Origin of the sequence: Oceanospirillum beijerinckii DSM 7166 (assembly GCF_000422425.1) — a bacterium.
GTDB classification, from domain to species: Bacteria; Pseudomonadota; Gammaproteobacteria; order Pseudomonadales; family Halomonadaceae; genus Oceanospirillum; species Oceanospirillum beijerinckii.
In genome coordinates this window covers 20328-35776 of sequence record NZ_AULT01000009.1, presented here as the reverse complement: position 1 = coordinate 35776, position 15449 = coordinate 20328, and the positions used below count along the sequence as shown (strand labels likewise).

Sequence of the window (15449 nt, the reverse complement as noted above, 5' to 3'; positions counted from 1 at the left end):
CAACCGATATGACGGGATAACGCAATGACAGGAAAAACCGTCCTGATTGTAGATGATGAGGCTCCAATCCGGGAAATGATTGCTGTGGCTCTCGAAATGGCCGACTACACCTGCCTGGAAGCAGAAAATGCCCAGCAGGCCCATGCACTGGTCATTGACCAACGCCCGGACTTGATTCTACTGGACTGGATGATGCCAGGCACCAGCGGTGTTGAACTGGCCCGCCGCTTAAAACGTGACCCTCTGACCGCTGAAACGCCGGTGATTATGCTAACGGCCAAAGGCGAAGAAGATAACAAGGTACAGGGTCTGGAAGCCGGTGCAGATGATTATATCACCAAGCCGTTCTCCCCCCGTGAGCTGGTCGCACGCTTAAAAGCGGTCCTGCGTCGTACCACGCCTAAGGGCATTGAAGACCCTGTTGAAGTGGATGGTCTGCAACTGGACCCTGCCAGTCACCGGGTGACTTCTCACGGTGAACCCCTGGAGATTGGCCCAACCGAATTCCGTTTGCTGCAATTCTTTATGACGCACCAGGAACGTGCCTACACCCGTAACCAATTACTGGACCAGGTCTGGGGCGGTAATGTTTACGTGGAGGAGCGCACGGTAGACGTGCATATCCGTCGTTTACGTAAAGCCCTTGGTGAAAAACACGAACACCTGGTACAAACTGTTCGTGGAACAGGTTACCGCTTCTCCACTAAGGTTTAACCGTGACGATATGGAATAAAGAGATCTCCCGATTTCTCTATATTTTGGCTCTGGCTGTTATTATTGGATGGTTATCCGGTTCAGCAGCTTGGGCACTTGTGACCGCTTTCGCCGTTTATCTGTGGCTGACTTACCGCTTTCTGCGCCAGCTGGATCATTGGTTGGAAACGAACCCCAATGAGCCTCCACCGGAAAGTTGGGGCATCTGGGGCTATCTGTTTGATAAGATCTACCATCATCAGAAGCGTCAACAAGCCAGTCAGCGCCGTCTGATGGAAGTCATTGATAAAGTACAGCGTTCCAGTAGTGCTCTAAGAGATGCGGTTGTGATGGTCGATTCCCATGGCAACCTGGAATGGTGGAATAACGCCGCTGAAACCATGCTGGGCTTCCGTTCTCCGGCAGATAAAGGCCAGGGACTGACCAACCTGCTGCGTGATCCCCGTTTTATCGCTTACTATGATGCCCAGGATTATCATGAGCCTCTGGTGCTGAACTCCCCCATGGATGACAACCTGATGCTGGAGTATCAGATCACCATCTTTGGCCGTAATGAACGCCTGATTCTGGCCCGAAACGTGACCCGTCTGTATCGCCTGGAACAGATGCGTAAAGACTTTGTCGCCAATGTTTCCCATGAGCTGCGTACGCCTCTGACGGTGATTAACGGCTATCTGGAAACCTTTGTTGATTTCAGTGACCAGTTACCGCCCCGCTGGAGTCGTGCCACCCAGCAGATGCAGCAGCAGTCCCGCCGCATGCAGAACATTATCAATGACTTGCTGCTGTTATCCCGTTTGGAAACGACAGATATAGAAGGCCAGCAGCAGCATATTGATATTGCACAGATGACTCAGTGTATTCGCCAGGACGCCCTGTTACTCAGCGGTGATAAAGGCCACCATATTCATCTGGATCTGCAAACAGATATTCAGATTATCGGCTCAGAAAATGAACTGAGAAGTGCCATTTCCAATCTGGTCTTTAACGCCGTGAAGTACACATCTGAAGGTTCAACAATCCATATCCGCTGGTTTGAAAACAGTCACGGTGCGACACTGTGTGTGGAAGATAGTGGTCCAGGTATCGACCCTCGCCACCTGCCCCGCTTAACCGAGCGTTTCTATCGGGTAGACAAGGGACGCTCTGCAGAAACCGGAGGAACAGGTCTGGGTCTGGCTATTGTAAAACACGTATTGATCCGCCATAACGCTAAACTGGAGATCAAGAGTGAACTGAATCAAGGCTCCCGCTTTATGTGTCAGTTTCCAATTGCCCGTCTGGTCTGGCAGCAACAAGAGACTCAAAACACCAAGCACACCAGCCCTGCGCTGGCGGACCTGGCCAATGAGAACAGCACAAAAGAGAAGTACTGATCAGCTATCGCTCACTTTCAGCCTCATTTCTCTTACTACAAAACAGGAAAGCTCACGCTGACACGTGAGCTTTTTTATACTGATCATATCTGCCAGAGTATTTTCAGCCGACAAAACAGATTGGCACTAACTGCGAAGTAAACCAATAATCCTGGATAACAGCTGCTGGCTCTTCTCATCCTGCTCCAGTAAACGCACGCCCAGATATACCACCTCGGCATCAATACGCTTTTCCTGAGCCTGCAACATATAGACCTTACCCTTAGCTGTCATACGCAACTGATTATCACCATGACCGCCAATCAGGCCCACACTCACACTTTCAAATAAGCCTGGTAATGGCTGATCACTTTTCAGGGTCAGAACTGCTTCCTGCGCATTCAAATCCCTCAGCATAACCGGGAACTTATGTTCTCCATGCAGTAACATCGCTTTACCACGAATCTTACGCGGACCATTATTCGCCGTAGGTACGGCTGCAGAGCTCATCCCCTGCTTACGGGTCAGTACATTAGCCGCCCCGCCACCGCCGAGCATACGATCCCGCTTTTTCATCACCTCATTGAATTCTTCGCGGCTCACAATCCCCTGTTTAATAAACTGCTTAGTTACTTTATTCAGCAGTTGATCGTTATTAAAGGGTTTAGTGACATAATCGGTCACACCATGTTCAGCAGCTTCAATGACATATTCTTTATCACCCAGGCTGGTGACCATAATAAAGGCCACGTCACGGTTCCTGCAGTCTTCCTGTTCCCTTAGCCAGGTCAATAGCTCAATGCCAGACATCTCCGGCATCTCCCAGTCACACAGCACCAGATCATAGCGTGAACGATTTAACAGTGCCTGAGCTTTACGGCCATCCTGAGCCACATCCACTTCAAGCTGGCGGTACTCCGACTTTACCGCTTTCACCATCAGATCGCGGGTAAATTTTGCGTCATCTACAACTAATAAACGTGCCGATCTCATACAGGACCTGAAATATTTTTACTGTCTACATCGTTCCAGTCATGGGAATATTGCTGCACCCACAACCAGGTCGCACCTGCAACTGCAGCAGGCATTAATAACAAGTTAATCAGAGGGATAAACATGCATCCATAAGCGGCAAAACCAAAGCTAAAGGTGTGCCACCAGCGTTGTTTTAACTCCCTCTGCATCGCATGAAAGCCAATCTTATGGTTATCCATGGGATAATCCAGATACTGAACCGATAACATCCATACCGAAAACAGCAACCAGAGTATTGGGCTAATCAGATTTAACCCCGGAATGAAACTGATAATCAACAATAGCAAGACACGTTTTAAAAAGAACCATTGCTTTTGCAATTCACGCATCAATGAACGTTTGACCATCTCAGACATACTTTCATCGGGAAAGCTGATGCCCGGTCTCAGATGCTGCTCCACCTTTTCCGCTAACAAACCATTAAACGGGGCTGCAATCAGTGACGTCGTGGCATTAAAACCATAAACGATAAAACCTAAGGTGCCTATGATAGCTAAAGGCCAGATCAGCCACTCAATAAAACTGAGCCATTCCGGCAGACTCTGAATAAAACCACCCAACCAACTATCGAACAGTTTAAAGCCAAACCAGATAAAACTGAATAAAAGCACTATATTACTCAGCAAGGGCACCAGGACAAAGCGTTTCAGTCCGGGGGTAAAGATCAAACGTAACCCCGCCAGCATAGCACCAGGGCCTGCAACTGCATCTTTCATGTACAACCTCTTCCTGTTTAATGACCGCCCATACAATCATCGGGCAATTATTTTACGGCACTTCACCGCCAAAGCTCCATTAAAAAACAGCAATAAAAAAGGGGCATCTTTTCAGACGCCCCCTCTTTTGACACCGGTTATGCTAACAGAGTCTATCACTCCATGTCATTCAGGCGCTCTTCAATATTTTCTGGAGTTGAGTGGCGCACATCCATGCCTTTCACCAGATAGATCACGTACTCAGCGATGTTATTGGCGTGATCTCCGATACGTTCCAGAGACCGCAGAACCCAGATAACGTTCAGTACACGGCTGATGGAGCGTGGATCTTCCATCATAAAGGTGACCAGAGCACGCATCGCGGAACGGTATTCAAGATCCACCGACTTATCTTCCTGTGCCACTTGCAGTGCAAGATCCGTATCGAAACGGGCAAAAGAGGTCAGGGAGTCTTTGATCATATTGCGCACGTGATTGCCAATATGGCGGGTTTCGATATAGCCGCGCGGTGGCTCACCCTCTTCCGCCAGCTTGATCGCATGACGGGCAATCTTGGACGCTTCATCACCGATACGCTCCAGATCAGACGTGGCACGAGTGACCGCCATCACCAGACGCAGGTCACTGGCCGCAGGCTGGCGACGGGCCAGAATGCGCGTACACTCTTCATCAATGCGGATCTGCATATCGTTGATAGAACGGTCATTCAGGCGTACTTCTTCGGCAATCGCCGTATCACCTTCGGTCAGGGCATAGATGGCATCCTGAACCTGTTTCTCTACCAGGCCACCCATAGCCAGTAGGTGAGTTTTCAGATCTTCCAGCTCATTATTGAACTGCTGGGAGATATGATGGCTGTGTATATCTGTCGTCATTTCCATGTGTATTCTCTCTCGAATTTAGAAAACCTAACTCAGTAAACCGGACAAATTAACCGTAGCGACCAGTGATATAGTCTTCGGTTTTCTTCTCCTTCGGATTGGTAAACAGAGTATCGGTATTACCAAACTCGATCAGATTACCCATATACATAAAAGCGGTGTAATCGGATACACGGGCCGCCTGTTGCATGTTGTGGGTTACAATCACGATGGTAAAACGATCTTTCAGTTCGTAGATCAGCTCTTCAATCTTCAGCGTAGAGATAGGGTCCAGTGCCGAAGCGGGTTCGTCCAGCAGCAGTACTTCAGGCTTAACCGCGATGGTACGGGCAATCACCAGACGCTGCTGCTGACCACCGGACATACCCAGTGCGCTCTCATGCAGACGGTCTTTTACCTCATCCCACAGAGCGGCAGACTTCAGCGACCACTCTACCGCTTCATCCAATACGCGCTTGTTGTTGATGCCCTGAATACGCAGGCCATAAGCCACGTTTTCATAGATCGACTTAGGGAAAGGGTTGGGTTTCTGGAATACCATGCCCACACGACGACGCAGCTCAGCTACATCAACGTTCTTGTCATAAATATTCTGACCTTCCAGGTTGATTTCGCCTTTAATCTGGCAACCATCAACCAAGTCATTCATGCGGTTAAAGCTCCGCAACAAGGTAGACTTACCACAACCGGATGGACCGATAAACGCGGTCACACGTTGCTTTGGAATGGTCATATTAACGTCAAACAGAGCCTGTTTCTCACCGTAGAACAGGTCCATGTTTTTAACGTCCATGCAGGTGGTCTCTTTGTCCAGAGACAGTTCTTCATTATTTCGATTCATTGCGCTTATATCGATGCTATGGGTTTTAGCGTCTTGAGTTTGCGCATCAGTATTATTCATTTCTGCTTGAGCTTCCATGGGAATACTCTCTTAAATTCGTTTAATTCAGTTTATCTACGCTTTATTACACTCTGCGTATCGACCCAAACACCGTTCAATCCATTTTACGATTGAGGCATTCGGGCCGAATGCTCCGGTCTTTTCAAAGACTTACATTTCCAGAGACTTATACTTCTCACGCAGGTGGTTACGAATCGCAATGGCACTCAGGTTCAAGAGGGCAATTACAACAACCAGCAGCAGGGCTGTGGCGTAAACCAACGGACGGGCCGCTTCAACATTAGGACTCTGGAAACCCACATCGTAGATATGGAAACCCAGGTGCATAAACTTCTGATCCAGGTGCAGGAACGGGTAGTTACCGTCCAACGGCAGACTTGGTGCCAGTTTTACCACACCCACCAGCATCAGAGGCGCAACCTCACCCGCCGCACGGGCTACCGCCAGAATCACACCGGTCATCATCGCAGGGCTCGCCATCGGCAGTACCACACGCCACAGGGTTTCTGCTTTGGTCGCACCCAGCGCCAGAGAGCCTTCACGTACGGAACGTGGGATACGGGCCAGACCCTCTTCGGTTGCTACAATCACAACCGGTACGGTCAGCAGAGCCAGTGTCAGAGAGGCCCACATCAGACCAGGCGTACCAAAGGTTGGTGCAGGCAGTGCTTCCGGGAAGAACAGGTCATCAATATGACCACCCAGGAAGTAAACAAAGAAGCCCAGACCAAAGACGCCGTATACGATAGACGGTACACCGGCCAGGTTGTTCACCGCGATACGAATCATACGGGTGACAAAACCCTGCTTGGCGTATTCACGCAGATAAACCGCAGCGACAACACCAAATGGAGTAACCAGGATCGACATCAGGATAACCATCATCACGGTACCGAAGATCGCCGGGAAAATACCCCCTTCAGTATTCGCTTCACGTGGCTCATCTGACATAAACTCCCACAGTTTAGAACCGTAGAAACCGATCTTGTCACCCATACTCATCATGTTTGGCTGATAAGCACGGACAACCTTGCTCAGAGACACTTCAGTTTTGGTACCATTCATCGCCTGAGCGACAAAGCTGTCACGGTTAGACTCAACGTACAGATCCGCCAGTTTCGCCTGCAGAGCCTTGTACTCAGCATTCAGCTGGGCACGCTCGGCATCGATCTCGGACAGATTCTGCGCGGTATCTTTACCTTTCAGTTCCAGGCTGCGCTGCTTCAGACGCAGACGTTCAATCGCATAGTTGATACGGCCGATTTCATGTTTTTCGATCTGGTAGATCTCTTCATGAATATTCAGCGCACGCTCAATACGTTGCTCCAGCTCAGGCCAGATGGTGTTTTCACCCACGCCCTGCTGTGCCACGGTTTGACCGTTTTCTTTAATCGCCAGCAGATAACCGTAATAGTTACCCCGCTCACGACGTTCAACCGCCATCAGTGCTTCCGGGTAGGAGATACCTTCAATGTGATCGGCAATCACCCAACGGAAGTCAGCACCGTAAACATCACGGTTACCGATTTTAATCAGGTAACGATCCACTGTTTCCTGACCTGCCGGCACCTCGATACCCGCGGCACGGATCTGTTCAGCGGGCACCGTGATCGCTTCAACTTTCTCACCCACCATGTGATAGCGACTGCCATCCGGGGATCGCACATCGGCTTCAATGATGGAGGCGGGCCAGAAGTGACCCAGGCCACGGAAGGCAATCAGCATTAACAAGCCGATTACCATCACTACACTAATTGCTACGGCACCCGCATTCAGCCATACCCAAGGGGCACCACTGCGGGTCCAACTACCAAATGATTCACGCATAACTCTTTCCTTTAACTCCCGGCTTGTTATAGCGCACCATATTTCTTACGCAGACGCTGACGAATCATTTCCGCGGCAGTATTCACCACAAAGGTGAACATAAAGAGCACAAAGGCCGCCAGGAACAGGATTCGATAGTGTGAACTACCTACTTCAGACTCAGGTACCTCTACCGCAATATTCGCCGCCAGAGTACGCATACCCTCAAAGATATTGGCGTCCATAATCGGCGTATTACCGGTGGCCATCAGTACGATCATGGTTTCACCCACCGCACGACCCATACCGATCATTACCGCAGAGAAGATACCAGGACTGGCCGTTGGTAGTACTACACGGGTCAGGGTTTGCCATGGCGTCGCACCCAGCGCCAAAGAGCCATAGCTCAGGTGCTTAGGTACCGCAAAGATGGCATCTTCCGTGATGGAGAAAATAGTTGGAATAACCGCAAAGCCCATCGCCAGACCGACAACCAACGCATTACGCTGATCGAAAGGAATACCCAGGTCCGTGCTCAGCCAGGTACGCATATCACCATCAAACAGTACCGTTTCCAGCGGCTGACTCAGACTCAGTGCAAACCAACCGACAATCAGCACTACGGGGATCAACAGCGCCGCATCCCAACCGTCAGGTACAGCATGGCGTACTTTGCTTGGCATCTGCGCCCAAGCAAAAGCAAAACCAACGATACCCAGTGGCATCAGAATCAGCAGAGCAAAGATACCCGGCAGATTGGCTTCCACATAAGGTGCCAGGAACAGACCCGCCAGGAAACCCAGAATAACCGTAGGCAGTGCTTCCATCAGCTCGATCACCGGCTTCACCTTACGGCGCATCGCCGGAGCCATGAAGTAAGCGGTGTAAACCGCACCGGCAATGGCCAGTGGTGTTGCGATAATCATGGCATAGAACGCGGCCTTCAGAGTACCGAACGCCAGAGGCATCAAACTGAACTTAGGCTCAAAGTCATTGGACGATGCCGAGGACTGCCAAGTGTATTCCGGCTCCTGATAACTTTCGTACCAGACTTTGCCCCACAGCGAGCTCCAGGACACTTCAGGGTGTTCATTTTCCACCTTAAAGGTCTGAATCGTTCCATCAGCGCGCTCAATCATCAACGTCTTGGCACGAGGATCGATAGCTCCGGCGATCGCTTTCTGATCCATAATCTGCTCATTCAGCAGAACGGTTTCAGCCGTGGTGCTATAAATACTCAGCTGGCCTTTTTCGTCAACGGTCAGGAAGCCTTTGCGGCGATGCTCAGGGATCATTAACGCCACTGGCGTAGCATCATGCTCAAAAGAACGGATCTTGGTCAGCGCCCACTCATTCTGTGCATCTCGTACTAGGAACCACTGGGACAAATGACCCGTTGCATCCGCGATTAACAGCGAGAGACCACCCAGCTGCATTTTCACTTCAGCCACCGCGCTGTTCTGCTCGGTCACTTTCAAGCGTGCGTTCAGTGCCGGTTCACCGGTGCTCATATCGATCACATCGATCTGGCCCTGGTTACCCGCCAGATAAACCCAGCGTTGATCAGAGGACACCAGAACCTTCTTCACCCGACTGCCATCAACTGGCAGTTGGTGAGCGGTACGCTCCAGCGAGATCTCATCACCGAACATGGACTCTTCTTTAGCAAACTTACTCAGATGAACCTTTTTGTCGGCAGAGATGGCCGAGATCATCAGGTTCTCTTCGCCGTTGTGCAAAGTGATATTGGTTAACGCACTGCCGTTATCATCGATAGTCAGCGGCTCCTGACCAAAAGGATATTCGATTAATGGCGTGATCAGACGCTTATCATTTGGATAGGTGATACGGTAACGCTCTTTAATCACCAGCGCCGTACCGTCTGAGTAACCCAGAGCGAAGAAATGAGACGCAGGACCTTCATTGGCCACAGAAGTCAGCTCAGCACCTTGTGGTACCGGCAGCTGAACACGCTTTACCACCTCACCATCGGCAACGTTAAAGAATACCGCTTCACCAACGCTGGTCAGACGCATAGCAACTTCGCCCTGCTCTTCCATCGCCAGATGGAGAGTCTTGGCTGCGCCAGGCAGAACTGAGGTCGCCGGTACCGTGTATTCAGCAACAGGTTCAACACTCGCCGACTTCAGTAGAGGAAATACCTCATACAACAGGTACAGGAAGATCAACAGAATCGCGATAATCACACTGATTCCGCCGACACCCACACCGACTTCGGCAACTTTATCTTTATACGATCTGATCTTCCGGTGCATACGCAGCTGTGGAGTATCAAAATCGATTACGGGGACTTGGCTATTCTCTTTCATAGCGAAAAAAGTACTGCACTTTTATGACAGTTGTATGACACCAGACAGGCGTACGAGGGAGGCAGAAAAAAAGGGTAAGCGGTTTGACCACTCACCCTTTTTAGCAAATCATGCCGAACATCCCTGTTCGCGTATCCGGCCCGGATTATTGGATGTCCAGAGCTTTCAGAGTTTTAGCAACAACGCTCGCTGGCAGAGGGATGTAACCATCCTTCACGACAACTTCCTGACCCGTCTTAGACATCACCATCTTCACGAATTCACGCTCCAGAGGCTGCAGGGGCTGGTTAGGCTTCTTGTTTACGTATACGTACAGGAAACGGGACAATGGGTATTTACCAGTCACTGCATTCTCAGGAGATGCGTCAATGAATGGCTGACCTGGCTTCTTAGACAGAGCAACAGCACGTACACTGGAAGTTTTGTAACCGATACCAGAGTAACCGATCGCATTGATAGAAGTACTGACAGACTGTACTACCGATGCAGAACCTGGTTGCTCGTTTACACTGTTCTTGAAGTCACCTTTACACAGGGCTTTCTTCTTGTAGTAACCGTAAGTACCGGATACTGAGTTACGACCGAACAGCTGAATAGTACGGTTTTCCCAAGAACCCGTCAGACCCAGGTCACCCCACTTAGTTGCATCCTGCGCACCGCCACACTTACGGGTGGAAGAGAACACAGCATCAACATCCTGGATGCTCATGCCTTTGATTGGGTTATCTTTGTGTACAAATACTGCCAGAGCGTCAATCGCTACAGGAACAGCAACAGGCTTATAGCCGTGCTTGTTTTCAAAAGCTTCCAGCTCTTTGTCCTTCATCTTGCGGCTCATCGGACCCAGGTTAGCAGTACCTTCGGTCAGAGCAGGAGGCGCAGTAGAAGAACCTGCCGCCTGAATCTGGATATTCACGTTAGGATAAGCACGCTTATACTCTTCTGCCCACAGAGTCATTAGGTTAGCCAGAGTATCGGAACCTACGGAAGACAGGTTACCGGATACACCACTTGCCTTTTGGTAAGTTGGCAGGTTTGGATCCAGTTCAGCTGCTGCATTAGCAACAGTGGCGGTAACAGCGCTTGCAGCGACAACAGAGATCGCGGCAATCATCTTCTTCATTTTCATGTCGTCTCCTGAAACTTAACGAGTGTGGCCTTTAGGCCATCTGTTAGTTTGGCGATAAGCCGTTTGTGTCATGTGATGAGACGTACTATAGGCATGCTTTATTACAGTTATATGAACGTGACGATTTTGCTGTGTGACGAAACTTTTTTTACTGCCTATCCGATGCCAATATCCCTACAATAAGCAGCAAGGCAAGTTTCAAACTTTAACAAGACCAACTTAATAAGAAAAAATCTATGAGCAACGTGGATAGCAATTCATTAGAGGATATCCCATCTCCGAATGGTGACCTCACGTTAAAAATCGCTGCAACACCTCAGGATACCAATATTTACGGCGATATCGCCGGAGGTTGGCTGGTGTCTCAAATGGATCTGGCAGCAGAGATCTGTGCCGGTAAATTGGCGAAAGGCCGCACTGCCACAGTCGCCATCAGCGAAATGGATTTTCTTTGCCCCATCCGTATCGGCTCGACGGTACATATCCATACTCAGGTGGAAGAAGTAGGCCACAGCTCTATGAATATCCGGGTAGAAGCCTGGATTTTGCCACCGTTTGAAAACGATGAGCAGGAGATGTACAAGGTCTCTGAAGCCCTATTTGTTATGGTCGCCATCGATGAAAATGGCCGAATTCGTGCCGTTCCTGACGCGTAAAGCAGGGTTCATATAACTGGGGTTTGAATTGAAATAGTGGAGACATAAAAAAGCTCGCAAAAATAATTAGCGACGGGACTAATTATGTCGCTAACACGCTGTTTTCTTAACCCAGAAACAAAAAAGCCGACGCTTGATACGTCGGCTTTTTTGTGCGATTAAAACAATAAACCTTAAATGTTATCGATCAGGTTACCGACATCAGCCAGCAACCTGACAGATAAACAAGGTTAACTGCTGGTCTGGTTACGACCGTGCAGATAACCGTATTCAGAAATCTTCTGATACTCTTCAGACAGATTACGGAAGTTCATAAAGGAGTCGTAGATACGACGACTCAGATCATCTTTCTTCGCTTCCTCAAATACCACTTCATCAGAGAGGGTACGCAGCTCTTTAAAGACATCCGAAGGCAGCTCACGCAGCTCAGTACCGTGATCATTCACCAGCTCTTTCAGAGCCAGAGAGTTACGGTAGGTCAGCTCGTCCATCATCTCCTGATTCGCCGCACGACCCGCCTGCAGTACAATTTCCTGCAGATCAGCTGGCAGAGCTTCGAAGGCTTTCTTGTTGATCATGCCTTCCAGCACGGTACCTGGCTCGTGCCAACCTGGGTAGTAGTAGTACTTGGCCGCTTTATACAGGCCAAACGCCTTATCGTTGTATGGACCCACCCATTCCGTTGCATCAATGGCACCGGTCTGCAGGGAGGTAAACAGCTCTGAACCTGGCAGACTGACCGCAGTACCACCAGCGCGGTTGATCACTTCGCCACCCAGACCCGGAATACGCATCTTCAGACCTTTCAGGTCCTGCACGGAGTTGATCTCTTTATTAAACCAACCGGCCATCTGAACACCCGTGTTACCCACGGCTGCAGGGATCAGACCGAATGGCTCATAGACCTCTTTCCACAGTTCCATACCGCCACCGTAGTGGATCCAGCTGGAAATCTCCTGTGCATTCAGACCAAAAGGTACTGCAGCAAAGAACTGAGCCGCTGCCGCTTTACCCTTCCAGTAGTAGGATGCGCTGTGACCCATTTGTGCTGTACCACTGGATACAGCATCAAATACACCAAACGCTGGCACCAGCTCACCGGCACCGAATACTTTAACTTCTAAACGACCACCACTCATTTTGGTGATCTTCTCTGCCAGAGCATTGGCTGCGGTACCCAGACCTGGGAAGTTCTTAGGCCAGGTTGTTACCATTTTCCATTTGATAACTTCTTTTTTCTCAACCGCTTTTTTCTGCTCGCTGCCTGATTCAGAACCGGTATTACAACCTGCCAGAACAGCACCCGCTGCGCCCACACCCAGTGCGGTAACAAACTCGCGACGCTTCATGCTTGGTAGCTCCTATTATTTATTGTTTTAGCTTAATTAGATTGCAAGTCGCTTTGATAATCTATCCATCAAGACATTACCAGAATTTCCAGAGTAGATACACTACCTCAACCCGACGACCACAGGATGTATCATCCATCCTATATTAACCCTTTACTGACTGTTTTTTCGGAAAAAAGTTACAGCCAATTAAGTTTTAAACCTAGCGACAAAGGTACAGCTCAGTAAAGAAAAAACTATAGGGCTTCCAACTTAGCAAAGCCCGCCATCAGCCACTTTTCACCTTCGCTATCGAAATTGACCTGAATACGGGCCTTGGGGCCCTGACCTTCGTAATTTAGTACAACCCCTTCACCAAAAACAGCATGACTGACTCTTTGACCCACCATCAGTACCTGGCCATCACCGGCATCCATTGGGTCTTGCTGCTGGCTCCAGCGTGATGGTTTATCCCGGTTGCTGCTCATCGGGCGTGATACCTGACCACGCATCCGTACCTCTTCAATCAGAGGGTCTGGAATCTCACGTACAAAACGGGACGGACTATTATAGGTCTCACGACCGTGAAGGCGGCGCATCTCTGCATAGGTGATATAGAGTTTCTTCATCGCCCGGGTGATACCGACGTAACACAGACGGCGCTCTTCCTGCAGACGATCCGGGTCTTCCATGGACATCTTATGTGGGAACAGGCCTTCTTCAACACCGGCCAGGAACACCAGAGGAAATTCCAGACCCTTGGCCGAGTGCAGCGTCATCAACTGTACCGCTTCTTCATGCTCATCCGCCTGCTGCTCACCGGCATCCAGTGCGGCTTCTGCCAGAAACGCCTGCAGCAGCGTGATGGTATCCGTGCCTTCATCATCACCAATAGGGTCGTCTTCAGGATCAAAACCACGGGCGGCAGTCACCAGCTCTTCCAGGTTCTCGACTCGTGCCTGGCCTTTTTCACCTTTCTCCTGGCGGTGGAACTCCACCAGACCTGAACGGGCGATAATATGATCCACCAGTTCGTGCAGGGGCAACTCCTGGCACTCATCTTCCAGCTCATCTAACAAGGCCATAAAACCCGCCAGAGCAGAGATGGCCCGGCCCGGCAGCAGTTTATTGCTGATACAGTGACCCGCCGCTTCCCATAAAGAACAGCCCTCATTACGGGCCAGCTCACGCAGAGTATCCAGGGTTTTGGCACCAATGCCCCGGGTTGGGGTGTTGATCACCCGCTCAACCGCCGCATCGTCGTTACGATTCAGTAATAAGCGCAGATAGGCCAAGGCATTTTTAATCTCCAGACGCTCATAGAAACGCTGACCGCCATAGATACGATACGGCATACCGGCACGAATCAGGGCTTCTTCCAGGACACGGGACTGAGCATTGGAACGATACAGGATCGCTGCTTCGGAGCGGGTGCCGCCAGCTTGCTGCCATTTATCAATGGTATCGACAATAAAACGGGCTTCATCCTGCTCATTAAAACCGGCATACAGGGAGATGGCATCGCCCTTATTACCCTCGGTCCATAGCTCTTTGCCCAGACGATCATGGTTATTGGCGATCAGACTATTGGCTGCTTCCAAAATAGTACCCGTGGAGCGATAGTTCTGCTCCAGACGTACCACCTTACTGTCATTAAAATCTTTACTGAACTGATGGATATTCTCCACCTTGGCACCACGCCAGCCGTAGATCGACTGATCATCATCACCCACCACGGTCAGAATATTCTGACCGCCACCGGTCAGCAGGCGCAACCAGGCATATTGAATGGTATTGGTATCCTGAAATTCATCCACCAGCACATGGCGGAAGCGCTCCTGATAATGTTTCAGTAATAAAGGATTGTCCCTTAACAGCTCATGAGCCCGTAGCAGCAGCTCACCGAAGTCCACCAAACCGGTACGTTGGCAATGCTCTTCATACAGGCTGTAGACCTGATTCATGGTGCGGGAGTAATGGTCACCGGTATCGATAAAATAACCCGCACGGCGGCCATCATCTTTCTGACCATTGATATAACCCTGAACCTGACGGGGTGCCCAGCGCTCATCATCGATACCATGATCTTTCATCAGACGCTTGATCAGACGCAACTGATCATCGGAGTCCAGGATCTGGAAATTCTCCGGCAGCTTGGCATCCTGCCAATGGGTGCGCAGTAAGCGATGGGCGATACCGTGAAAGGTGCCCACCCAGAAATGACGCATGTTCAGCCCTAACAGCGCCTCCAAACGGATGCGCATCTCAGCGGCCGCTTTGTTGGTAAAGGTAACCGCCATAATGCTATGGGGCGACATCTGTTCCACCTGGATCAACCAACCGATACGGTGAACCAGTACCCGGGTTTTACCACTACCGGCACCTGCCAGTACTAACATGGGTTGACTGGGAGCGGTCACCGCTTCCCGTTGTGCATCATTTAATGCATCGATCAGATGTGTAACGTCCATTGCTTTCCAGTATTGATAGCCGCTGAAATAAAGCCAAACTCTATCACAATATGTTACCGAAAACCTTTATGCAGCAGTTCTTCCTATCAGAGGGATCTGTTATGGTTATGCCCATCAGGGAAGTACT

Annotated in this window: 12 protein-coding genes; 3 read left to right on the top strand and 9 right to left on the bottom strand. The window is 50.0% G+C overall.

Annotated features, from left to right (window positions below; translation table 11 throughout):
- Window positions 1-24: 24 nt before the first annotated feature.
- Window positions 25-714 carry a phosphate regulon transcriptional regulator PhoB gene (phoB, locus tag H579_RS0103430; RefSeq protein ID WP_028299518.1) on the top strand — a complete coding sequence of 230 codons (690 nt, stop codon included), beginning with the start codon at window positions 25-27 and terminating at the stop codon, window positions 712-714.
- Between the two features lie 2 nt (window positions 715-716).
- Entirely contained in the window at window positions 717-2090 is a 1374-nt protein-coding gene (phoR, locus tag H579_RS24060) for a phosphate regulon sensor histidine kinase PhoR (protein ID WP_084623884.1), read from the top strand.
- A gap of 126 nt (window positions 2091-2216) precedes the next feature.
- Here phoR and H579_RS27570 read toward each other — a convergent pair whose 3' ends face one another.
- The 7 genes from H579_RS27570 to H579_RS0103390 form a co-directional block, all read right to left on the bottom strand.
- Entirely contained in the window at window positions 2217-3062 is an 846-nt protein-coding gene (locus tag H579_RS27570) for a response regulator (protein ID WP_051227272.1), read from the bottom strand.
- Complete coding sequence (gene cysZ / locus H579_RS24050) at window positions 3059-3820, bottom strand: sulfate transporter CysZ (RefSeq protein ID WP_036565233.1); 762 nt, start codon at window positions 3818-3820, stop codon at window positions 3059-3061. The genes H579_RS27570 and cysZ overlap by 4 nt, the downstream gene beginning before the upstream one ends.
- A 155-nt stretch (window positions 3821-3975) precedes the next feature.
- On the bottom strand, window positions 3976-4701 hold the full coding sequence (gene phoU / locus H579_RS0103410; protein WP_028299517.1) for a phosphate signaling complex protein PhoU: 726 nt from the start codon (window positions 4699-4701) through the stop codon (window positions 3976-3978).
- A 49-nt stretch (window positions 4702-4750) separates the two neighbouring features.
- A complete protein-coding gene (pstB, locus tag H579_RS0103405; protein WP_281167002.1) occupies window positions 4751-5620 on the bottom strand; it encodes a phosphate ABC transporter ATP-binding protein PstB in 870 nt (289 codons plus the stop codon).
- Window positions 5621-5752: 132 nt separating this feature from the next.
- Window positions 5753-7429, bottom strand: a complete 1677-nt coding sequence (gene pstA / locus H579_RS0103400) for a phosphate ABC transporter permease PstA (RefSeq protein WP_028299515.1) — start codon at window positions 7427-7429, stop codon at window positions 5753-5755.
- A gap of 26 nt (window positions 7430-7455) precedes the next feature.
- Window positions 7456-9738, bottom strand: coding sequence for an ABC transporter permease subunit (locus tag H579_RS0103395; RefSeq protein ID WP_028299514.1), 2283 nt, complete (start codon window positions 9736-9738; stop codon window positions 7456-7458).
- A gap of 145 nt (window positions 9739-9883) precedes the next feature.
- Complete coding sequence (locus H579_RS0103390) at window positions 9884-10867, bottom strand: PstS family phosphate ABC transporter substrate-binding protein (protein WP_028299513.1); 984 nt, start codon at window positions 10865-10867, stop codon at window positions 9884-9886.
- A gap of 236 nt (window positions 10868-11103) precedes the next feature.
- Between H579_RS0103390 and H579_RS0103385 the strand changes: the two genes are divergently transcribed.
- On the top strand, window positions 11104-11523 hold the full coding sequence (locus tag H579_RS0103385) for an acyl-CoA thioesterase (protein WP_028299512.1): 420 nt from the start codon (window positions 11104-11106) through the stop codon (window positions 11521-11523).
- Window positions 11524-11753: 230 nt separating this feature from the next.
- Here the strand turns inward: H579_RS0103385 and H579_RS0103380 are convergent, their stop codons facing one another.
- Both H579_RS0103380 and uvrD read right to left on the bottom strand, forming a co-directional pair.
- Window positions 11754-12872: a TRAP transporter substrate-binding protein gene (locus tag H579_RS0103380; protein WP_028299511.1), complete on the bottom strand. Its 1119-nt coding sequence runs from the start codon at window positions 12870-12872 to the stop codon at window positions 11754-11756.
- A 236-nt stretch (window positions 12873-13108) separates the two neighbouring features.
- Window positions 13109-15322, bottom strand: a complete 2214-nt coding sequence (gene uvrD, locus H579_RS0103375) for a DNA helicase II (protein WP_028299510.1) — start codon at window positions 15320-15322, stop codon at window positions 13109-13111.
- Window positions 15323-15449: the final 127 nt, after the last annotated feature.